We start from the raw sequence: 21,148 nt of genomic DNA, 5'->3' as shown, positions 1-21,148 counted from the left end.
AGAAAAACCCCGAAAGGCCGGATAGCCTCTCGGGGTTTTGCCAATAAAAAGCCCCGGAAATCCGGGGCTTTTTCATTTCTGATTATTACTCGCCACGACGCTTCTTGCTGTAACCGCCGCCTTCGGGCTTTTTACCGCCCTTCTTGAAACCGTCCTTCTTGAAGTCGTCTCCGCGGGATGAATCACGCGGCTTGTCCCACTTGTCGCCCTTCGAGCGGTCGCCTTTATAGCCATCGCTCTTGTAGCCGTCGCGGAAGCCACCTTCCTTGAACTTGTCACCACGTGGTTTGAAGCCACCCTTGCCTTCGCGCGGGGCAGCGTCGCCACCTGCACCTGCAACGGCAGTGCGGATAACAAGACCCTTTTCACCGGTGCCGCGTTCTTCGACCGAACGGCGGAACTCATCAGCTTTGGACGCAGTGATTTCAAAGCGGGTTTCATTGTCGAAAATCTTGATCGAACCGACGTCGCGCTTGGAAACATCGCCCGCCTTGCAGATGAGCGGCAGCAGCCACTTCGGATCGGCGCGATGCTTGCGACCGGCAGAAACCGAGAACCACACGCCGTCGAAATGTGCATTACGGTCAAAACGTTCGCCCGGCTCGCCACGCTCACGACGCTCGCCGCGTTCGAAGCGGTCGCCGCGATCAGAGCGCTCACCTTTTTCAAAACGATCCCGGGGCTTCTTGCCACCAACCGGATGCACCGGAGCATCCGAGACTTCTTCCGCTGCCGGGTAAGAAGCCACTTCGCGGTTGAGGAAGGCGCTTGCAATCTGTTCCGGCGTATAACGCTCGGTCAGCGCCTTCAGGAGATCCTGATATTCTTCTTCAACCGGCTGATTGAAGACTTCCGCATTCAAAATGCGCTCATTGGTCTTTGCCTGAACAGCAGCAATGCTTGGTGCCGGAACCGTCTGTGCATCGAGCTTTGCCATGTGCAGAAGGCGCTCTGCAGTGCGGCGACGCGAGAACGGTACAACCAGCACACAGGTGCCCTTGCGACCTGCGCGACCCGTACGACCCGAACGGTGCAGCATCGTTTCAGGATTGTTCGGAAGATCGGCGTGAATAACGAGATCGAGATTAGGCAGATCGATACCACGTGCGGCGACGTCGGTTGCCACGCAGACGCGGGCGCGCCCATCGCGCATTGCCTGAAGCGCGTTATTACGTTCCGCCTGGCTCAATTCGCCTGACAGTGCAACCACAGCGAAACCGCGATTGGAAAGCCGGCTTGCCATGTGCTTCACCGCTTCGCGGGTCGAGCAGAAAATGATCGAGTTCTGGGAATCGTAATAGAGCAGCGTATTGATGATCGCGTGGTCGCGCTCATGCGGCGGCACCGGCATGGCGACATAGTCGATGTCGGCGTGCTGGCTGGTTTCGCTCTGAACGGTGAGACGAAGCGCGTCGTTCTGGAAGCGCTTGGCAAGCTGGGCAATCGGCTTCGGCACGGTTGCCGAGAACATCAGCGTGCGGCGGTCTTCCGGCGCTTCGCCGAGGATGAATTCGAGGTCCTCGCGGAAGCCCATGTCGAGCATTTCGTCAGCTTCATCGAGAACAACGGCACGCAGTTCCGACATGTCGAGAGCATCGCGGGTGATATGGTCGCGCAGACGTCCCGGCGTACCGACAACGATGTGGGTGCCACGTTCCAGCGCACGACGCTCGGTGCGGATATCCATACCGCCAACACAGGATGCAATGCGCGCACCGGTATCGGCATAGAGCCATTCCAGTTCACGACGAACCTGAAGCGCCAGTTCGCGCGTCGGCGCGATAATCATGGCAAGCGGCGCACCCGCATCACCGAAACGCAGTTCGTCTTCGAGGATGGTGTTGGCCATGGCAAGGCCGAACGCAACCGTCTTGCCCGATCCGGTTTGTGCGGAAACGAGAAGATCGGCATCGAGCGTTTCGGGTGCCAGAACGGCATTTTGAACGGCGGTGAGTGTATTATAACCGCGAGCGGCTAATGCTCCGGACAGAGCCGGAGCGATGGTTTCGGGCAAAGACATGAACCACTTTCACGAAAAAAGCTTCTCAAGCCGTATACCCATTGGCCGTGAACCCACTTGTCCACGACTCCCCTGACGACCACCGAAGCAACAGAATTGATGCTTCCCTATAGGGTTGGACCGCTCAGGTCAACCGGCCAAACCTCAGAGCGCAATGCGATCCGATTGAATCGTACCGCCGCTCTGGTCCTTTTTGACGCGCATTTGGCCCGAAAACCGTTTCACACTTTTCGGAATGCGCTCTAATGTGCCTCATCCCAGTTATGCGCTGCGCGCGCGTCGACATGCAGTGGCACAGCAAGCGATACGGCAGGCATTGCCGCATTTTCCATAATGTGACGAACGACCGGAATAGTCTTTTCGACTTCATTATCAGGCACTTCGAAGATCAGTTCGTCGTGCACTTGCAACAACATGCGCGCGGCAAGGTTTTGCCCAGCCAGTGCATCTTCCATGCGGATCATGGCGCGACGGATAATGTCGGCCGCAGAACCCTGTATCGGCGCATTGATGGCAGCGCGCTCGTTGAAAGCGCGGACCTGCGGGTTGGATGCTCTGATATCGGGATAATGCGCACGGCGGCCGAAAATCGTTTCTACATAACCATGCTCGCGCGCGAAAGCCTTGGTCGCCTCCATGTAGTCCTTGATGCCGGGGAAGCGCTCGAAATAGGTCCGAATATATTGCCCTGCCTCTTCGCGCGGAATCGACAACTGGTTTGCCAGACCGAATGCCGAAATACCGTAGATGATGCCAAAATTGATTGCCTTGGCGCGCCGGCGCACTTCCGACGGCATGCCTTCAACCGGCACGCCGAACATTTCGGATGCCGTCATGGCGTGAATATCTATGCCGTCGGCAAAGGCCTGTTTCAATTGCGCGATATCGGCCACGTGGGCCAGCACGCGCAGCTCGATCTGGCTGTAATCGGCAGAAACCAGCTTGTTGCCGGGTTCGGCAATGAAGGCCGTCCTGATCTTGCGGCCTTCTGCAGTGCGAACCGGAATATTTTGCAGGTTTGGATCGGATGAGGAGAGACGTCCGGTCGAGGTGGACGCCATGGCATAGGACGTATGAACGCGCTTGGTCTCCGGGTTGATGAACCCCGGCAGAGCATCCGTATAGGTGGATTTGAGCTTGGTAAGCTGGCGCCAGTCAACGATCTTGCGCGGCAGCGGATGGCCTTCAGCAGCAAGATCTTCCAGCACCTGTGCAGACGTGGACCACTGGCCGGTCTTGGTTTTCGACGCCCCCGAAAGGCTCATCTTGCCAAAGAGAATGTCACCGAGCTGCTTGGGTGAGCCAATATTGAACCTCTCGCCCGCCAGTTCGTAAATCTCGTCTTCATAGGCAGCAGCAGCCTGCGCCAGATCGCCGGAAAGGCGCGACAATACCTGCCGGTCAACGGCAATGCCGCGTTCTTCCATGCGCGCCAGAACATCGACCAGCGGACGTTCAAGACGTTCATAGACCGACATCAGCCCTTCGGCGGCAAGCCGCGGCTTCAACACCTGCCAAAGGCGCAACGTCACGTCAGCATCTTCTGCTGCATAAGCCGTGGCGCGGTCGAGATCGACCATGTCGAAGCTGACGGCGCTTTTGCCGCTCCCCGCCACATCCTTGTAGGGAATTGGCGTATGGCCGAGCCAGCGCTCGGACAACGGGTCCATGCCATGGCTGCCCGTGCCCGCGTCCAGCACATAGGAAATCAGCATCGTATCGTCGAACGACACCGCATTGATCCCATGGCGGCGCATGACCAGCCAGTCATATTTCATGTTCTGCGCGATCTTGAGAACGGAAGCATCCTCAAGCACGAGCTTCAAATCGGCCAACGCTTCACCCAGCGGAATTTGTCCCTCGACCATGCCGCCGCCGAGAAGATCACCTGCACCGGATTTGTGCTGGAGCGGGATATAAGCAGCTCTGCCCGGCGCCAGCGCCAGCGAAAAACCAACAAGTTCCGCCTGCATCGGATCGAGCGACGTCGTTTCCGTATCGAAGGCCAGAACCCCGATTTCAACCGCCTCTGCGAGCCACAGTTTCAGTGTGGCTATGTCGCGAATGCAGGTATACGCGCTCGTATCAATTGTCTGCGCGGTTGCTTCAGCCGCCCGCTTTTCTGCAAGCGCCCTCGGCGTATAGCCCTGGTCCGAGGCAATGATAGTGGAGGTCGAGACTGGTTGCGTCGCCGCATCGTCAGTTTTGGCGGGAACATCGACATCCGGGCCGTGCGCATCCGCGCCCCAGTCGGTCTCCACATGGCATGGTTCGACGGCGGAAGCGTCGGTGTCGGTTGCCTCGGCCACGCGGCGGGTGAGCGAAGTAAATTCCATTGCCTTCAGGAAGCCGATCAGCTTCGGGCCGTTTTGCGGCTCCAGCACCAGTCCGCCGAGATCGACATCCAGAGGAACATCGGTCTTGAGCGTAACCAGTTCGCGCGAAATCTTCGTCTGGTCAGCAAAGGCCAGAATGTTCTCACGACGCTTGTTCTGCTTGATCTCGGAAGCACAGGCCAGAAGCGTATCGAGGTCGCCGAATTCCTCCAGCAATTGCGCCGCTGTCTTCGGCCCGATGCCGGGAATACCCGGAACATTGTCGGTACTGTCGCCGGTCAGCGATTGCAGGTCGATCATTTTTTCCGGCGGAACGCCCCATTTCTCGATCACTTCCGGGATCGAAATCTGCTTGTCCTTCATGCTGTCATACATTGACACGCTTGGCGTCACGAGCTGCATGAGATCCTTATCGGACGAAACGATGGTAACGTCACCGCCAGCCTGTTCGGCGACACGGGCATAGGTCGCGATCAGATCGTCAGCCTCGAAACCTTCCTTCTCGATGCAGGGCAGATTGAACGCACGCGTTGCCTGACGGATGAGGCCGAACTGCGGAATGAGATCTTCCGGCGGCGCGGTGCGATTGGCCTTGTATTCGGGATAGATTTCGTTGCGGAACGTCTTCGACGAATAGTCGAAAATAACAGCGAAATGGGTCGGCACCACGCCGACATCGGTGTTGCGCGCATCCTTCAGGAGCTTCCACAGCATGTTGCAGAAGCCCGAGACGGCACCAACCGGCAGACCATCCGTCTTGCGGGTCAGCGGTGGCAGGGCATGATAGGCGCGGAAAATATAGCCCGAGCCGTCAACGAGAAAGAGATGATCGCCTTTTTTCATAAGATAGAATTAGAGGAAAGCAGCCATAAAGGAAACCGCTCCTATGTCAGGAGAAACATCCGTCCACGAAAGAAAATCGATCACGCCGCGATAACACGTTTGTTACAGATTTGTAATCTTCCGTGCCCTTGAATAGCCACAGTTGAAAGGCCAAATTCTGGTCATCGACAGTTCGTCGGTCGCCGGTTTTCTGACCAGTCCCCCGTTGGATACCGGATGTTAGCGGCAGCCTCATTCCCCTCTCCGGGCTGCCGCTTTGAGTGTAGTGATATGGCCGTTACGGTAACCCCCTCACCGTAACGGCCAATTCATTTTCGAGCCGCCTTTTCCCTTATGTTTGCAACTACGTTTCCGGGCAGCTTTTCTCAGGCGAGAAATCCCTGCTGCCATCCGGCTTGAAAACTTTCGGGTTCGGATCATAGAGCGGACCTATAACGAGCGGCTCCGCTGGCAACACGGTTTGATCCTGACTGGAAACGACGGTGGTTGCGAGTGTCTGCAACAGGTCTCCATTCTTTGCGGTCACGCGAATGGCGACGTTATAGGGCTTGTCCTTGACGATGCAGTGCAAAGGCCCGGTCTCAAGCGAGAGCTGGTCCTGATTTGGAAAGGTTTTCCGGTCGACCATGGCCGGAGCACCCCGGGCCGGATTGTCGAATGCAGCAGTGACGGTCGCGCCATCTTCCACCGGGCCGATCTTGCGGAGCGTAACCAGAAAGCTTGCGCGGGCAATACGATAATTGAAAACAACGAGCCGCCCCGAAATTTCGTAAGGGCCGGCAGTCTTTTCACGCTGGCATCCCGCCAGAAGCGGAAGGGCGAGCGCGATTGCGACGAGTGCCTTCACATTTCCACCTCCCGATTGCGATAATAGTGACGACTGGCCTTGGCCCGGTTTCCACAGACTGTCATGTCGCACCAGACCCGGCTGCGATTGCGACTCTGATCGAGGAAAAGCCAGCCGCAATTGGCGCAGATTTTCAGACGGTCCGCATTCGTTCCCGACTGGCATGTTGCCATAAGCCTGAGCGCCGAATGCGCGGCAGCCGTCTCCAGCGCCATGGGCGATGTGGTGTGGCGCAGGACATCGGCTACGCATTCGAGAAGATCGGCCAGCAGCCGGTCATCGTCCTTGCCGCGAACAAAGGCACGAAAATAACCATCAATGGCTTCACGCAGCGAAAGAAACCGGCGCAGATTTTCAGGCTCGACCGAAGCAAGCGACACAGGCATGCCTTTCTCCGCGCAAAACCTTTCCGCTGCGGAGGCAAAGCTTTTCAGATTATCCGGCTCGGCAAAACGATCCACGCTGCGCGTCGCGTCGTGGCGCAGGATGACACTGTTGGCAATATCCAGTGCCAGTGCGCCGCTGGAAAAGCGATGAGAGGTCCAGGAAAAATTCATGCCGTATTATAACTGGTAAAACTTATTTTGACAGTTATAATCTGAACGAGGATGGAGGGCATATGCATGGCCTACCTCTTGCAGCAATTCGCCAATGCAGTGCCGCTGGCTGCAACCTATGCCATGCTGGCTTTCGGTTATGCGCTGAGCTTCGCAGTCATCAAACGAGCAGATATCAGCTATGGCGCGCTGGTAGCCTTTTCCGGCCAGCTTCTTCTCATTTTCACGGCGTTTGGCTGGAGCAGGCTCTGGCTGGTTTTACCCGCCGCGATTGGCGCGGGTGTTGTCGGGGCACTTTTTTACACACTTGCGGCAGGAGCAGTAGTTGCGGGCTTCGTCATGCGGCCACTCAGCCGGGCATCGCCCAATATGGCAATGGTAGCGGCATTGGGTGTGGCCGTAGTGCTGATGGAAAGCGTTCGTCTTGCCGCCGGATCACGGAGCCTCTGGCTGCCACCCTTGTTGCAGGACAAGATCACCTTCTGGGGCGATGGCGACAAAGCCGTCGTGCTGACCATGATGCAAATCATCAATACGCTTGTGATGGTTTCCATCGTGCTGATCGGCAGCTTTGCCTTGCAACGCACCCGCTTCGGCCGCAACTGGCGGGCGGTTCGCGATGATGTGCTGGCCGCGCAACTGTGCGGGGTTAATGCGGGACGTGTCTTTCTTGCCGCCTATATGGGCGCCGTGCTGGTCGCCGCCCTGTCGGGCATTCTGATGACGGCTTATTACGGCACGATGAGTTCCGGCGATGGATTGCTACTTGGCCTCAAAATACTGATGATCGGCGCGGTGGGCGGCTATTTCTCTCCACTTGCTTCAGCGGGCGGTGCAGCCTTGCTGGCATTTGCGGAAACCTTCTGGACAGCTTTCGCGCCGATTGTCTGGCGCGAGCCGGCAATTTTTGCATTGCTGATCTTCCTCCTGAACGTCAGCCGTCGCGAAAGCCTTTCCCCCTGACAAATGACTTCAATTTCCCGAAACTGCTTGCAAATTGGGTTTCCAGCAGGAAACGCTGGTTGTAGTGTGCCGCCAGTTTACGTTACGACTCGTCAGGAAGTTTTCATGTCCCAGCAATCGTCTGCGCCATCGCTCGACAAAGTCCTCACCCATCTCGATGCCAATCTCGACCAAAGCCTGGATCGTCTGTTCGAACTGCTGCGGATCAAGTCAATTTCGACCGACCCAGCCTACAAGGCCGATTGCCGCAAGGCTGCGGAATGGCTTGTCGCCGATCTCAAATCGATTGGCTTTGATGCCAGCGTGCGCGACACACCTGGCCACCCGATGGTGGTTGCCCATCATGAAGGTGCTACGCCCGATGCGCCGCATGTGTTGTTCTACGGTCATTATGACGTACAGCCTGTCGATCCGCTGAACCTTTGGGAAAACGATCCTTTCGATCCTGCGATCAAGGATGTGGGTAACGATCGCAAGATCCTGACCGGTCGCGGCACGTCCGACGACAAGGGCCAGCTCATGACCTTTGTGGAAGCCTGCCGCGCCTATAAGGTGATCAACGGCAATCTGCCTGTCAAGGTGACGCTCCTGTTCGAAGGCGAGGAGGAATCCGGGTCGCCATCGCTGAAACCGTTCCTCGACGCCAACAAGCAAGAGCTGAAGGCCGATGTGGCGCTCGTCTGCGACACGGCCATGTGGGACGCGGAAACGCCTGCCATCAGCGTCGGGCTGCGTGGCCTCGTCGGTGAGGAGATCGTCATCAAGGCTGCCGACCGCGATCTGCATTCGGGCTTTTTCGGTGGCGCTGCGGCCAATCCGATACACATTCTGAGCAAGATTCTGGCCGACCTGCACGACGAAACCGGACGCATCACTGTACCGGGCTTCTATGAAGGCGTCGAAGAAACCCCGTCGCAAATCTTGCAATCCTGGGAAAGCCTCGGTCGTACGGCGGAAAACTTCCTCGGACCGATCGGTCTTTCCATTCCATCCGGCGAAAAAGGCCGCAGCGTTCTGGAACTGACATGGGCGCGCCCAACTGCGGAAGTCAACGGGATCACCGGCGGTTATACCGGCGAAGGCTTCAAGACCGTGATCGCGGCGGAAGCTTCGGCAAAGGTTTCGTTCCGTCTCGTCCACAAGCAGGATCCGGTCAAAATCCGCGAAGCCTTCCGCGCTTTTGTCAAGGAACGTCTGCCAGCAGATTGCTCGGTCGAATTCCATCCGCATGGTGGCTCGCCAGCCATCCAGCTACCCTACGATTCCCCGCTTGTTTCCAAGGCCAAGGATGCACTTTCCGACGAATGGCCGAAGCCAGCCGTGCTGATCGCCATGGGCGGCTCTATCCCGATTGTCGGCGACTTCGACAAGTTCCTCGGCATGGAATCGCTGCTCGTGGGCTTTGGCCTCGAAGATGATCGCATCCATTCGCCCAATGAAAAATATGAGCTGAATTCCTTCCACAAGGGACAACGCTCTTGGGCACGTATTATGGCGGCTATTGCCGCCAAGTAGGGCTCGCATTATGGCCGCTATCGCTGCCAAATAAGGAACAATAAATGACTATCCGTTTTCATAAGAACGATTTGCCGAACCTCGACCATTATCAGGTCGATGCGGTCGCCATCGATACCGAAACGCTGGGCCTGAACCCGCATCGTGACCGGCTTTGCGTGGTGCAGATTTCGCCCGGCGACGGCACTGCGGACGTGATCCAGATCGAAGCCGGTCAGAAGAAGGCGCCCAATCTGGTCAAGCTTCTGAAGGATCGCTCGATCACCAAGATCTTTCATTTCGGCCGTTTCGACTTGGCGGTGCTGGCGCACGCTTTCGGCACCATGCCGCAGCCTGTGTTCTGCACCAAGATCGCATCGAAGCTGACCCGCACCTATACGGACCGCCACGGCCTGAAAGAGCTTTGCAACGAGCTTCTCGACGTATCGATTTCCAAACAGCAGCAATCATCGGACTGGGCAGCGGATATTCTCTCGCAGGCGCAGCTCGAATATGCAGCTTCAGACGTGCTCTATCTGCATCGCCTGAAGGCTGTTCTGGAACAGCGGCTGGAACGCGATGGCCGCGCGAAACAGGCCGAAGCCTGCTTCAAATTCCTGCCGACGCGCTCGGAACTTGATCTGATGGGCTGGCCGGAAGACGATATTTTTGCACATTCGTGATGAAATCAAACGGCGGCGACAGCCGCCGTTTTCTTTTGCGGCGCATGATCGATATAGGCCCAGCCGGGACGGCGGAACAAAAACTGCCCATAGCCGCTCCACTGGACAAGGCCATAAAGAATGACCGGGCCGATCACGCCGCTTGCTGTCGTCAGAAGCGAGACTGTGCCGATATCGCCGATGCCGAGTTTCAGCAACACCGTGCGGGCAATGGCCATCGGCAGGAAGAAGGCCAGATAGACGACAATCGAATGCGCACCGAGCCAGCTCAAGCCCCGGTGCAGCCAGTTTCCGGCTGACAGCAGGCTGAGAAGCGACGAGACGGAAATAATCGCCAGCGCCCCCACCAGCCCCAACAAAAGCGACACAACCGGCAGATCGCTGATTGCCCCGCGCCCATCCAGGAGGTCGCTTGCTGGCGGTATCAGCGCGGCAAGGCTCTCCGGCACCGGCATGAAGACGAGCGTGTATTCGATCAAGCCCCAGACAAGCAGCCCGACAATACCCAGGAGCGGGCGCTGGCGAAGCCAGTCCGCAGCTCGGAAGATGGCGGGAGCAAAAGCATATCCGGCATAGAAATAGACGAAGCGCGAGCAGAATTCGTCAATCATTACCCAGCCAGTGTGCACGGGCAGGATTTCAAGCACCGCCAGTGCTGCAAAGGTCACGCCGACCGGCACGCGCTTCAAAAGCCGCGTCGCAATAAAGAAGACAGGCAGGAGATAGATGAACCAGAGCGTTCCGAACGGCTCAATGAAAGCCATCAGATAGGCACTCAGCACACCGGAAATTCCGGCTTCGCTGACAATGCCCGGCGCCTTGAATGCGAACTGGATCGTCAGCCAGAGAATGTAGAAATAGAGAAAGTGCACAACCTTGCGGTCGAGGTAACGCCGCCATGGCCGGTCAATAACAAGACTGAGGAACAGGCCTGATATCATGAAGAAATCCGGCATGCGGAAAGGCTTGGCGAAGGCGACTACATAGTGCATCCAGCCTTGCGCCCCGGCTGCCTTCTCCACGCCGAGCGTCGAGTGCATCATGACAACGAAGATGATGCAGATACCCTTGGCAATATCGACCCAGTCGACCCGCCCGGTTACGCTCTTTGTGTCATGCATTTCCGTTTCCCCACCACTTCTGCTGTTTTCTATAACGCGAATGGCGGCGGAATTACATACTATGGAACCTGCGCCATATCGCGCGGACTGCTATCGAGACACCTCACAAGGCACTCACGGGAACGTGTATCACCTAGGCGACATTCCCCTTGATGTGTCCCGTTTGCTACAGACTTTTGACAGCAATCGCTTATATTAGGGACAAATATTGGTTCTGAGACTTTCCTTCAGGAGGTTTATCATGAAGCTCAAGGCCCTTCTTCTTGCATCGACTGTCGCCCTTGTGGCCGCTACAGGCGCGAAGGCTGCCGACGCCGTCATCGAACAGGAACCAGCTCCGGTTGTGGTCGCTCCGTCCTTTACCTGGAACGGTGCCTACATCGGTGGCCAGATCGGCTACGGCTGGGGCAAGTCCAAGCTTGACGACGGTTTCGATACTCTCGAACTTAAGCCAGACGGCTTCCTCGGTGGCCTCTATGCCGGCTACAATTTCGACCTCGGCAACAATGTCGTTCTCGGTGTTGATGGCGACGTTACGTACAACAATCTGAAAGATGATTTCACCGGTGCTGGTGGCTCACTTGAAAGCAAGCTTCGCTGGTCCGGTGCTGTTCGCGCCCGTGTTGGCTACGCATTTGATCGCTTTCTGCCTTATATCGCAGGCGGTGTAGCTTTCGGTCAGGTCAAGAATAGCGGTAATGTCGGCTTAGCAGAATTCTCTGAAAGCAAGACGCTTACCGGCTGGACCGCAGGCGCTGGCGTCGACTACGCCGCGACCGATAACGTGATCGTTCGCCTCGAATATCGCTACACCGACTATGGCGACAAGGATTTCAATCTCGGTGGCTTTAACGTCAACGATGATTTCAAGACGAACGAAGTTCGCCTCGGCGTCGCATACAAGTTCTAATTCTGGTTGCACACATCTAGAAAAAAGGCCCCGCTTTGCGGGGCCTTTTTTTGTCGATCAGAACCTAAATTTATTGCGGTAATTTTTATTATTCACTAAAGCATATAGAAAGAACATATTCTTCTTTGTCTTTATTGATGACTCTCAAGATTAGTTAGTAAGTTAATTGAATCCTAAACTACACTTATGTTGCCATAATGTTACATACATTGCCGGGTCGCAATACTATATACCGATCCATATCGAACATATTTTATAGGAGTTTTCGATGAAGTTCAGAATTTTACTAGGCGCATCCCTGCTCGCAGTCGTCGCAAGCACCGGTGCTTATGCAGCAGACGCAATCGTTGCGCAGGAACCTGCTCCGATGGCAGCTCCAGCCTTCTCATGGGGCGGTGCCTACATCGGTGGTGAAGTTGGTTGGGGCTGGGGCCGCGCCAAGCTGGACGACAAGAACAACGGCCAGTCCAGCGAATTCAAGCCAAATGGCTTTATCGGCGGCGTCTATGCCGGTTATAACTTCGACATGGGCAACAACGTCATTCTCGGCGTCGACGGCAACTTCGACTATAACGACCTGAAGAAGTCGCATGACTATATCTCGAATGGCAGCGCTGTTCAGACCTCGGCTGAAACGAAACTGCGGTGGTCGGGTGCCGTTCGCGCACGCGCCGGCTATGCCGTTGATCGTTTCATGCCCTACATTGCCGGTGGTGTTGCCTTCGGGGGCGTGAAGAACTCGCTCAACATCGGCGGCAGCAGCTATGACAGCAACAAGACCCTGACCGGTTGGACTATCGGCACCGGCGTTGATTACGCTGCAACCGACAATGTTCTGCTTCGCCTCGAATATCGTTATACCGATTTCGGCAACAAGGATTTCGGTCTCGGCAACGTCAACACCCGCGGTTCGTTCAAGACCAACGATATCCGCCTCGGCGTCGCTTACAAGTTCTAAGCACAGTCAGGCTTAAAACGACGAGAAAGGCTCCGCTCCTGCGGAGCCTTTTTTGTGCATGAATGATTTACGTCCCTTTAAACTGCCGCATTTACCCTGCACCGGATTAGGCCCTTATTTGCTTTTGCGGCACAGAATCCCGTAAAGCACCAAACATTATTCAAAATGACCGGTCTGCATCACGACAGGACCGGCAAACGGGTGGGCGGATCCAGGCTGACATGGCATCGCGTGACGATAAAAACCGGCGCATCGAACCTTCCTTCGGTGGTGAAGAGAAAAAAGATGACGAGGTTTTTCGCGTCGACGAGGAGGACCGCATGGCTCGCGCACAGCAGCGCCGACGCAAGCAATCCGACGAACCGGAACCGCGCTCCTCGCGACGCGGCAAGAAGAAGCCGCGCGGCTTTTTCGGCTTTTTGCGTCGCTCGATCTACTGGTGCCTCGTGCTTGGTCTCTGGGGCAGCATCGCCTTTGCAGGCATGCTGGTCTATTTCGCAGCCAAGATGCCGCCGACGACCGACTGGACCATTCCGGATCGTCCGCCAAATGTACGCATCGTCGATGTCAACGGAAACCTGATCGCCAATCGCGGGACGACCGGCGGCGAGGCCGTGGGCTTACATGAAATGTCGCCCTTTATCCCGAAGGCCGTCATCGCCATCGAGGACCGCCGCTTCTATTCACATTTCGGCATCGATCCCATCGGCCTTGCCCGCGCAGTTGTAACCAATCTGGTTTCGGGACGCGCGGTTCAGGGCGGCTCCACACTCACCCAGCAGCTTGCCAAGAACCTGTTTCTTTCTCCCGACCGCACACTGGAGCGCAAGGTGCAGGAAGTCATGCTCGCGCTGTGGCTCGAGCACAAATATACCAAGGATCAGATTCTGGAGATGTATCTGAACCGGGTCTATCTCGGATCCGGCGCCTTCGGTGTCGATGCTGCCTCGCGACGCTATTTCAACAAATCGGCCAAGGATGTGAACCTGATGGAGGCGGCAACCCTTGCCGGTCTTCTGAAGGCACCGTCGCGTCTGTCGCCTGCCCGCGATCCGGAAGCCGCCGCCGCGCGTGCCAAGCTGGTGCTGGGCGCCATGCGTCAGGAAGGCATGATCGACGACAGCCAGATGGCTATCGCCGAAAGCGAACCAATGACACGCGCGCCATCCTATTGGCAGGGTTCGGAAAACTATGTCGCTGACAAGGTAGTGGCGGAACTCCCCGAATTGATTGGTGAGGCGAAGGAAGACATTACCGTCCAGACCACCATCGACCTCAACCTACAGCGCGCCGGCGAAGAGGCGATCAAGGACCAGATTTCTGAGAATGGCAAAAAGATGAACGCCAGCCAGGGCGCGCTCGTTTCCATCGACAGCACGGGCGCGGTTCGCGCCATGGTCGGTGGCGTGGATTATGCCACAAGCCAGTTCGACCGTGTCACCGATGCCCATCGCCAGCCCGCATCCTCCTTCAAGCCCTTCGTTTATCTGACGGCGCTTGAACAGGGCCGCACACCGGATTCGGTGCGCAATGATGCTCCCGTCCGCATCGGCAAGTGGACGCCGAGCAACGACAACGGCAAATATATGGGACAGGTGACACTCGCCACCGCCCTTTCTCACTCGCTGAACTCCGTTGCCGCGCAGCTCGTGATGGAAGTCGGTCCGCAAACCGTGATCGACACCGCGCATCGGCTCGGCGTGCAGTCGAAACTTGAAGCCAATGCCTCGCTGGCGCTGGGCACATCGGAAGTGACGTTGCTTGAACTGACGGACGCCTATGTGCCGTTTGCCAATGGGGGCTATCGCGCGCCCGTCTATTTCATCACCAAGGTGACGGATTCGGACGGCAAGGTACTTTACCAGAAGGAAGACGGCGTCGGTCCACGCGTCATCGATGAGCGCAATGTCGGCATGATGAACGCCATGCTGCGGCGCACGGTGGAAGACGGGACGGCGAAGCGCGCTGCCTTCGGCTGGCCAGCCGCAGGCAAGACCGGCACCAGCCAGAATTTCCGCGATGCATGGTTTGTCGGCTATACAGCCAATCTCACGACCGGCGTGTGGTTCGGAAATGACGATGGCAAGGGTATGAAGCGCGTGTTCGGCGCGACCTTGCCGGTTGCTGCCTGGAAAAGCTTCATGAAAGAAGCGCACAAGGGCGTGCCCGTCGCCGAACTGCCCGGCCATTACGACATTCAGAACGTTGTCCCCGGCGGCAGCGACGGCATCGATCCGAATGCGCCTTACGATCCCGGCATGATGCCGCAGGACCCCTATGGCAATCAGCCAATGGCGGGGAACGGTGATGACGGTTACTGGCCGCCTGCGCCGGATTCCACGGCTCGCAACGGCATCCAGCAGTCGAGTGAAACGGGACGCCCGCTCGCCGAACAGCCCGGCGCTGCGACATACCCGGCTAATGCCAATGACAATTACCGCCCGATGCCGCCCGGTGATGTAGGCGGCGGGCAGCAGCCGCAGTCAGGAAAGTCCACGACATTGCTCGATATCATCATGGGTAATTCGCAATAGAACCAGCCAGCAAGGGCCACCGGTGGCGGCCTTTACGCGCGATCCTGTGAACCACCAGCTTCAAAGCAAGCTCGCGCAAGCGCGTTTCACTAGCGCGCGTCGCGTTTAATGGAATTCATAGCGCTCGCTCTAGATTCTTTTATTTGCCGCATGTTCGCGAACGCTAAATGAATCCATTTAGCTGCGACATGCTTTAACGCGCATCGTTTCCGAAAACCGTTTCACACTTTTCGGAATGCGCTTTAATTCCCCTCGAAATCTTGAGCGGCTTGGTCTATTCAAGATTGGAGAGCGAGGTTTTCATGTCCCAAGTCACCAAAACAGACGTTGCCGGTTCCGACACTCCCAAGGCGGATACCGAACGTAAAACTCTGGTCCTGACCGGTGCCAGCCGTGGCATCGGCCATGCGACGGTGAAGCGTTTTTCGCGTGCCGGATGGCGCGTCATCACCTGCTCGCGACAGGATTTTTCCGACAATTGCCCGTGGCCCGCAGGTCCGGAAGATCACATCAAGGTCGATCTGGCCGATCAGGAAGATGTCGGCAAGGCAATCGCCGAAATCCGCCGCCGTCTCGAAGCCGATGGCAGCAAGCTTCATGCATTGGTCAACAATGCAGGCATTTCGCCGAAGGCGGAGGGCGGGCGCCGCATGAATTCCATCGAAACGCCCATGGCAGTCTGGCGTGATGTGTTTCAGGTCAATTTCCTGGCCTCGATCATGCTGGCACGCGGCCTGTTCAAGGAACTGGAAGCTGCACACGGCTCGGTCGTCAACGTGACCTCTATTGCGGGTAGCCGCGTGCATCCGTTTGCCGGAACAGCCTATGCAACCTCAAAGGCCGCACTTGCTGCCCTGACCCGCGAAATGGCGTCCGACTTTGGGCCTTATGGCATCCGCGTCAATGCCATTGCGCCCGGCGAAATCGATACGGCGATCCTTTCGCCGGGAACCGACAAGCTGGTGGAACAGCTTCCGATGCGTCGCCTCGGCAAGACATCGGAAGTGGCGGAAACGATCTACTTCCTATGCTCCGAGGCTTCGTCCTATGTGACGGGATCGGAAATTCACATCAATGGCGGCCAGCATGTCTGACATTCATACAAAGCGCGGAGATTGAAATTCTCCGCGCTTTTGTGCTTATGTCTGCTTCAATCGATTTAACAACTGAGTTGTGCCTTCATGATCCTTTGCTGCGGTGAATCCCTGATCGACATGCTGCCACGCGAAACCGCAGCGGGGGAAACCGCGTTCCAGCCTTTCGCAGGTGGCTCCGTCTTCAACACGGCCATCGCGCTTGGACGTCTTGATGTTCCAACCGGTTTCTTCTCTGGCATTTCGTCGGATTTTTTCGGCGAGGTACTGCGCGATAATCTGGCGCGATCCAATGTCGATTATTCCTTTGCCGCAATTTCGGATCGGCCAACGACCCTAGCTTTCGTGCGTCTGGTCGACGGACAAGCACGTTACGCCTTCTACGATGAAAACACCGCAGGCCGCATGCTGGCCGAGAGCGACATGCCCTATGTCGATGATGCCATCGACGCCATGCTGTTCGGCTGCATCAGCCTGATTTCCGAACCGTGCGGCAGCGTCTATGAAGCGTTGATGACGCGCGAGGCACCAAGGCGGGTCATGTTCCTCGACCCGAATATCCGTGCAAGCTTCATCACCGACCGCGAAAAACATCTGGCGCGTATGAAGCGCATGATCGCGCTCGCCGATATCGTGAAACTTTCAGACGAAGACCTCGCCTGGTTTGGCGAAAAGGGCAGCCACGACGAAATCGCCGCCGAATGGCTGAAGCTTGGACCGAAACTCGTGGTCATCACCAAGGGCGCGCATGGCGCTGACGCTTATACGACCAAGGCAACCGTGCGCGTGCCGGGTGTAAAAGTGGACGTGATTGACACCGTTGGCGCGGGCGACACGGTCAATGCGGGCATTCTTGCCAGCCTTCACAATCAGGGCCTTCTCGACAAGGACGCACTTGCCGAACTGACCGATGACCAGATTCATTCCGCTGTTGCGCTCGGGGTCCGGGCTGCTGCGGTGACCGTCTCGCGCGCAGGTGCAAACCCGCCATGGGCGCATGAGATGAAGGATTGACGCACGGCAAAGCCGTGACATGATGCGTCCGGCCTGCGTCGGCCTTTTCCGACAAGGTCCGAACAGGAGTCCAGAACATCATGAGCATCGAATTTCTGCTGACATCCTTCATCATTGTCGCCTCCCCCGGCACTGGCGTGCTGGTAACGCTTGCGGCAGGGCTGTCTCGTGGTGCACGGGCCTCGATCATCGCCGCGCTCGGCTGCACACTCGGCATCGTGCCGCATATGCTGGCTGCCGTGACAGGGCTGGCGGCCTTGCTCCATACCAGCGCACTCGCCTTCGAGATCATCAAATATGCAGGCGTCGCTTATCTGCTCTATATGGCGTGGATGACGCTCAGGGAGCATGGCACATTGAAGATCGAAACCGATGACGCACCGCGTTCGGACCGTGAGGTCATCTGGTCGGCAATTCTGGTCAATCTGCTGAACCCCAAACTGTCGATATTCTTCTTTGCCTTCCTGCCGCAATTCGTAAATACGCAACAGGGCGGGACGGTTGCCCGCATGGTGGAACTGTCTCTCGTTTTCATGGCCATGACATTCGTGGTGTTTGCGTTCTACGGTGTGTTCGCGGCTGCCGTCCGTAACCAGATCATCTCACGCCCTGCCGTGCTTGCATGGATGCGCCGCAGCTTTGCCGCCGCCTTCGTCGCGCTCGGGGCAAAACTTGCACTGACCGAACGATAGACCATGGCCCAGAATATTTATGATCGCGACGACTTCTTCGCCGCCTACAGCCAGTTGCCACGCTCGGTGCATGGGCTGGAAGGCGCGCCTGAATGGCCCTTTGTACGCTCGCTCCTGCCCGATCTGACCGGCCGTGACGTTGCCGATCTCGGCTGCGGCTTCGGCTGGTTTTGCCGCTATGCCCGCGAACAGGGTGCAGATTCCGTCTCCGGATACGACCTTTCGGAAAACATGCTCGAACGCGCGCGCCGCGACACGCCGGACGATGCCGTTCGCTATATTCAGGCGGATATGGAAGGGCTGGAACTGCCGGAAGCAAGCTTCGATCTCATCTACAGCTCCCTGGCTTTTCACTATATTCGCGATTTGCCGCGCCTTTTGAAAGCGATCCATACAGCTTTGCGGCCAGAAGGTCGCTTTGTTTTCACGATCGAGCATCCGATCTTCATGGCGCCGCTTACGCCGGGCTGGATTGAGGAAGGCGATGGCCAGAAGCGCTGGCCGGTCGATCATTATGCTGCGGAAGGTGAGCGGCGAACTGACTGGCTGGCAGAGGGCGTCATCAAGTATCATCGCCGCCTCAGCACCACCGTCAACGCGCTGATCGAAACCGGATTTGCCATCAACCGGCTGGAGGAATGGCATCCGTCGCCAGAGCAGATCGCGGCATGGCCAGCACTGTCGGAGGAGATGGAACGACCTATGCTGTTGATAGTTTCCGCTAGCCGACAGACTGCTTGACCAGCCACATTTCGCGCCTTTTATAGGGGTGGGCGGGACACGAATCAGACTGGCGAGGAGAAACCATGGACGTGTTGCGCATTGCTGCCTTTTCGCAAGGCAATCAGGGTGGCAATCCCGCTGGAGTGTTGATCGCTGATCGTCTGCCCTCCCCGCAGGATATGCAGAAAATCGCAAAGGATGTCGGCTTTTCCGAAACAGCCTTTGCTGCACCGGAGGACGATAGCTGGCGCGTTCGCTATTTTGCGCCGGAAATGGAAGTGCCGTTCTGCGGCCATGCCACTATTGCTCTTGGCGCCGCGTTGGCTATGCGCATGGGCGATGGGAGTTTCGCACTCAAGCTTAATAATAGTGACATCAGCGTCGAGGGTCGCAAGGAAGGCGAGCTGTTTGCAGCCAGCCTGCAATCGCCGCCGACGCGCCAGCGCGCAGCCAACGATGCCGAAGTGGAACAGGCTCTGGCACTGTTCAGTTTCGAAAAGGACGATCTGGCACCCGGTCTGGCACCCGCCCTGATCCATGCCGGAGCGGACCATATCGTGCTTCCGCTTCGTTCACGCGAAAAGCTGGCTTCAATGCATTATGACATGGCGCGTGGGCGCATCCTGATGAAGCGTCAGGGCTGGACGACGATCCTGCTCATCTATTCGGAAACGCCGAAGCGCTTCCACAGCCGCAACCCGTTTGCATCCGGCGGGGTTTATGAAGACCCGGCGACTGGTGCGGCCACAGCGGCCTTTGCCGCCTATCTGCGTGATAGCGGCTGGCCGCATGGCGGCGAGATCGAAGTCTTTCAGGGCGAGGATATGGGCAGTCCGTCACATCTGCGCGCCCAGATCGGCAATGAGCGCGGCGGCTCTATCCGCGTTTCCGGCACCGCACGGTTGATGGAATAGAGCGCATCCCGAAAAGTGTGAAACGGTTTTTCGGATAAGATGTGCGTCAAAACAAAAGATTAGGGCGCCGATCTGATCCAGTCAGATCGAAACGAGCTTTAATCGCTCGTTGCAGCTCGTCACACGCGGACGAGCTGCTCTACCCGCTCCTCATTTCCGAAGAACTTGAGATAACGCGCCACTTCCTTGGGGTCGCCGGTCGCCTTTTGCGGATTGTCGGAAAGCTTGACCGCCGGATGGCCGTTGGCATCGGTCACCTTGCAGACGAGCGAAATCGCATTCAGCCCTTCGATTTCCTTCGGGGCGCAACCTGCAAAATCATTGGTGAGATTGGTGCCCCAGCCGAAGCTCATGCGCACACGCCCTTCGAAATGACGGTAAGTCTCCTCGATCGTGTCCACATCAAGCGCGTCGGAAAAGATCAGCAGCTTTTCACGCGGGTCCTTGCCGCGTGACTTCCACCATTCGATGATGCGCTCGCCGCCTTCGATGGGCGGGGCGCTGTCGGGGCGGAAGCCGGTCCAGTCGGCAACCCAGTCCGGCGCATTGCGCAGGAAGGCAGCCGTGCCGAAAGCATCGGGCAGAACGATCAGAAGATTGCCGCCATAGTAACGGTTCCAGTCCTGCAGCACGCGATAAGGGGCTGAGCGCAGTTCCTCGTCATTCTTGGCGAGTGCTGCCAGCACCATCGGCAATTCATGCGCATTGGTGCCAAGCGCTTCAAGATCGGTATCCATGGCCAGAAGCACATTGCTGGTGCCGGTAAAGGCATCGCCGATGCCTTCCTTCAGCGCTTCGACGCACCAGCGCTGCCACAGGAAGGAATGGCGTCGACGCGTGCCGAAGTCGGAAATCTTCAGGCCGGGAAGCTGGCGCAGGCGTTCGACCTTGCTCCACATCTTCGCTTTGGCGCGGGCATAAAGCACGTCGAGCGAAAAGGGGCCGAGGTTTTTCATTGCCGCACGCGAACGCAGCTCGTTGATAATGGCAAGTGCGGGAATTTCCCACATAGTCGTGTGCGACCACGGTCCATGGAAATGCAGCTCATACTGGCCGTCCTTGCGGCGCAGATCATATTCCGGAAGCTGGAAATCGTGCAGCCAGTTCAGGAACTCGGGCTGGAAAATCTGCTTGCGGCCATAGAAACTGTTACCCGCCAGCCAGATCATTTCCTTTTTGGAGAAACGCAGCGTGCGGGCATGGTCGAGTTGCGCACGCAATTCGCCCTCGTCGATTTCATCGGCAAGGCGCACGGAGGTCGTGCGATTGATGAGCGAGAAGGTTGCATCCACCTTGGGGTAAAGACCCCATATCATCTGCAGCATCAGAAGCTTGTAGAAGTCCGTGTCCAGAAGGCTGCGGACGATGGGATCGAGCTTCCATGCGTGATTGTAGACGCGGCGCGCAATATCAGTCTTGGCCATGACGGCCTCCAGAAAAAGCAT

At 57.3% G+C, this 21,148-nt stretch carries 17 protein-coding genes and 1 pseudogene; 11 read left to right on the top strand and 7 right to left on the bottom strand.

Annotated elements, in window-relative coordinates:
• Window positions 1-85 precede the first annotated feature (85 nt).
• From F9K94_RS12130 to F9K94_RS12110, 5 genes and pseudogenes are all read right to left on the bottom strand, one after another.
• Window positions 86-2,020 (bottom strand): DEAD/DEAH box helicase, encoded by a 1,935-nt coding sequence (locus tag F9K94_RS12130; RefSeq protein ID WP_151645882.1) that lies wholly within the window; start codon window positions 2,018-2,020, stop codon window positions 86-88.
• A 242-nt stretch (window positions 2,021-2,262) separates the two neighbouring features.
• Entirely contained in the window at window positions 2,263-5,199 is a 2,937-nt protein-coding gene (polA, locus tag F9K94_RS12125; protein ID WP_151645880.1) for a DNA polymerase I, read from the bottom strand.
• Window positions 5,200-5,245: 46 nt separating this feature from the next.
• A pseudogene (locus tag F9K94_RS24940) lies at window positions 5,246-5,507 on the bottom strand (hypothetical protein).
• A 35-nt stretch (window positions 5,508-5,542) separates the two neighbouring features.
• Entirely contained in the window at window positions 5,543-6,046 is a 504-nt protein-coding gene (locus F9K94_RS12115; protein ID WP_061344812.1) for a hypothetical protein, read from the bottom strand.
• Window positions 6,043-6,603 (bottom strand): CGNR zinc finger domain-containing protein, encoded by a 561-nt coding sequence (locus F9K94_RS12110; RefSeq protein ID WP_151645878.1) that lies wholly within the window; start codon window positions 6,601-6,603, stop codon window positions 6,043-6,045. The genes F9K94_RS12115 and F9K94_RS12110 overlap by 4 nt, the downstream gene beginning before the upstream one ends.
• Before the next feature lie 66 nt (window positions 6,604-6,669).
• Here F9K94_RS12110 and F9K94_RS12105 point away from each other — a divergent pair, with 66 nt between their 5' ends.
• The 3 genes from F9K94_RS12105 (at window position 6,670) to F9K94_RS12095 (ending at window position 9,743) form a co-directional block, all read left to right on the top strand.
• The gene (locus F9K94_RS12105) at window positions 6,670-7,566 is read left to right on the top strand and encodes a branched-chain amino acid ABC transporter permease (protein WP_151645876.1); all 897 of its coding nucleotides are present in this window, start codon (window positions 6,670-6,672) and stop codon (window positions 7,564-7,566) included.
• A 105-nt stretch (window positions 7,567-7,671) separates the two neighbouring features.
• The gene (locus tag F9K94_RS12100; RefSeq protein ID WP_151645874.1) at window positions 7,672-9,081 is read left to right on the top strand and encodes a dipeptidase; all 1,410 of its coding nucleotides are present in this window, start codon (window positions 7,672-7,674) and stop codon (window positions 9,079-9,081) included.
• Between the two features lie 44 nt (window positions 9,082-9,125).
• Window positions 9,126-9,743: a ribonuclease D gene (locus tag F9K94_RS12095; RefSeq protein ID WP_061344808.1), complete on the top strand. Its 618-nt coding sequence runs from the start codon at window positions 9,126-9,128 to the stop codon at window positions 9,741-9,743.
• Window positions 9,744-9,748: 5 nt separating this feature from the next.
• On the opposite strand, the gene F9K94_RS12090 is transcribed toward F9K94_RS12095, so the two are convergent.
• Window positions 9,749-10,864: an acyltransferase family protein gene (locus F9K94_RS12090; RefSeq protein WP_151645872.1), complete on the bottom strand. Its 1,116-nt coding sequence runs from the start codon at window positions 10,862-10,864 to the stop codon at window positions 9,749-9,751.
• Window positions 10,865-11,105: 241 nt separating this feature from the next.
• Between F9K94_RS12090 and F9K94_RS12085 the strand changes: the two genes are divergently transcribed.
• The 8 genes from F9K94_RS12085 to F9K94_RS12050 all read left to right on the top strand — a co-directional run bounded on the left by F9K94_RS12085 (window position 11,106) and on the right by F9K94_RS12050 (window position 19,703).
• Window positions 11,106-11,774, top strand: coding sequence for an outer membrane protein (locus F9K94_RS12085; protein ID WP_151645871.1), 669 nt, complete (start codon window positions 11,106-11,108; stop codon window positions 11,772-11,774).
• A 268-nt stretch (window positions 11,775-12,042) separates the two neighbouring features.
• Complete coding sequence (locus F9K94_RS12080; protein WP_061344805.1) at window positions 12,043-12,732, top strand: outer membrane protein; 690 nt, start codon at window positions 12,043-12,045, stop codon at window positions 12,730-12,732.
• Window positions 12,733-12,953: 221 nt separating this feature from the next.
• Window positions 12,954-15,266 (top strand): transglycosylase domain-containing protein, encoded by a 2,313-nt coding sequence (locus F9K94_RS12075; protein WP_151645869.1) that lies wholly within the window; start codon window positions 12,954-12,956, stop codon window positions 15,264-15,266.
• Between the two features lie 302 nt (window positions 15,267-15,568).
• The gene (locus tag F9K94_RS12070) at window positions 15,569-16,360 is read left to right on the top strand and encodes an SDR family NAD(P)-dependent oxidoreductase (RefSeq protein WP_010657966.1); all 792 of its coding nucleotides are present in this window, start codon (window positions 15,569-15,571) and stop codon (window positions 16,358-16,360) included.
• A gap of 87 nt (window positions 16,361-16,447) precedes the next feature.
• Window positions 16,448-17,374 carry a carbohydrate kinase family protein gene (locus tag F9K94_RS12065; RefSeq protein WP_151645867.1) on the top strand — a complete coding sequence of 309 codons (927 nt, stop codon included), beginning with the start codon at window positions 16,448-16,450 and terminating at the stop codon, window positions 17,372-17,374.
• An 80-nt stretch (window positions 17,375-17,454) separates the two neighbouring features.
• Window positions 17,455-18,066 (top strand): LysE family translocator, encoded by a 612-nt coding sequence (locus tag F9K94_RS12060; RefSeq protein ID WP_151645865.1) that lies wholly within the window; start codon window positions 17,455-17,457, stop codon window positions 18,064-18,066.
• A 3-nt stretch (window positions 18,067-18,069) separates the two neighbouring features.
• Window positions 18,070-18,807 carry a class I SAM-dependent methyltransferase gene (locus F9K94_RS12055; protein WP_151645863.1) on the top strand — a complete coding sequence of 246 codons (738 nt, stop codon included), beginning with the start codon at window positions 18,070-18,072 and terminating at the stop codon, window positions 18,805-18,807.
• 65 nt (window positions 18,808-18,872) lie between these two features.
• Complete coding sequence (locus tag F9K94_RS12050) at window positions 18,873-19,703, top strand: PhzF family phenazine biosynthesis protein (RefSeq protein ID WP_061344800.1); 831 nt, start codon at window positions 18,873-18,875, stop codon at window positions 19,701-19,703.
• Between the two features lie 119 nt (window positions 19,704-19,822).
• On the opposite strand, the gene pncB is transcribed toward F9K94_RS12050, so the two are convergent.
• The gene (pncB, locus tag F9K94_RS12045; RefSeq protein ID WP_010657961.1) at window positions 19,823-21,127 is read right to left on the bottom strand and encodes a nicotinate phosphoribosyltransferase; all 1,305 of its coding nucleotides are present in this window, start codon (window positions 21,125-21,127) and stop codon (window positions 19,823-19,825) included.
• Window positions 21,128-21,148 lie beyond the last annotated feature (21 nt).

The organism is Brucella tritici, assembly GCF_008932285.1.
Taxonomy (GTDB): domain Bacteria; phylum Pseudomonadota; class Alphaproteobacteria; order Rhizobiales; family Rhizobiaceae; genus Brucella; species Brucella tritici.
Note: the sequence above shows the minus strand (reverse complement) of the source record. Positions and strands in the feature narration are given on the sequence as shown.

Excerpts from the sequence above, each read along its gene's own strand:
- F9K94_RS12095 (WP_061344808.1), top strand. The coding sequence starts at position 9,126 with ATGACTATCCGTTTTCATAAGAACGATTTGCCGAACCTCGACCATTAT.
- F9K94_RS12055 (WP_151645863.1), top strand. The coding sequence starts at position 18,070 with ATGGCCCAGAATATTTATGATCGCGACGACTTCTTCGCCGCCTACAGC.
- F9K94_RS12080 (WP_061344805.1), top strand. The coding sequence starts at position 12,043 with ATGAAGTTCAGAATTTTACTAGGCGCATCCCTGCTCGCAGTCGTCGCA.
- F9K94_RS12130 (WP_151645882.1), bottom strand. The coding sequence starts at position 2,020 with ATGTCTTTGCCCGAAACCATCGCTCCGGCTCTGTCCGGAGCATTAGCC.
- F9K94_RS12050 (WP_061344800.1), top strand. The coding sequence starts at position 18,873 with ATGGACGTGTTGCGCATTGCTGCCTTTTCGCAAGGCAATCAGGGTGGC.
- polA (WP_151645880.1), bottom strand. The coding sequence starts at position 5,199 with ATGAAAAAAGGCGATCATCTCTTTCTCGTTGACGGCTCGGGCTATATT.
- F9K94_RS12070 (WP_010657966.1), top strand. The coding sequence starts at position 15,569 with ATGTCCCAAGTCACCAAAACAGACGTTGCCGGTTCCGACACTCCCAAG.
- F9K94_RS12110 (WP_151645878.1), bottom strand. The coding sequence starts at position 6,603 with ATGAATTTTTCCTGGACCTCTCATCGCTTTTCCAGCGGCGCACTGGCA.
- F9K94_RS12075 (WP_151645869.1), top strand. The coding sequence starts at position 12,954 with ATGGCATCGCGTGACGATAAAAACCGGCGCATCGAACCTTCCTTCGGT.
- F9K94_RS12085 (WP_151645871.1), top strand. The coding sequence starts at position 11,106 with ATGAAGCTCAAGGCCCTTCTTCTTGCATCGACTGTCGCCCTTGTGGCC.
- F9K94_RS12060 (WP_151645865.1), top strand. The coding sequence starts at position 17,455 with ATGAGCATCGAATTTCTGCTGACATCCTTCATCATTGTCGCCTCCCCC.
- F9K94_RS12065 (WP_151645867.1), top strand. The coding sequence starts at position 16,448 with ATGATCCTTTGCTGCGGTGAATCCCTGATCGACATGCTGCCACGCGAA.
- pncB (WP_010657961.1), bottom strand. The coding sequence starts at position 21,127 with ATGGCCAAGACTGATATTGCGCGCCGCGTCTACAATCACGCATGGAAG.
- F9K94_RS12090 (WP_151645872.1), bottom strand. The coding sequence starts at position 10,864 with ATGCATGACACAAAGAGCGTAACCGGGCGGGTCGACTGGGTCGATATT.
- F9K94_RS12105 (WP_151645876.1), top strand. The coding sequence starts at position 6,670 with ATGGCCTACCTCTTGCAGCAATTCGCCAATGCAGTGCCGCTGGCTGCA.
- F9K94_RS12100 (WP_151645874.1), top strand. The coding sequence starts at position 7,672 with ATGTCCCAGCAATCGTCTGCGCCATCGCTCGACAAAGTCCTCACCCAT.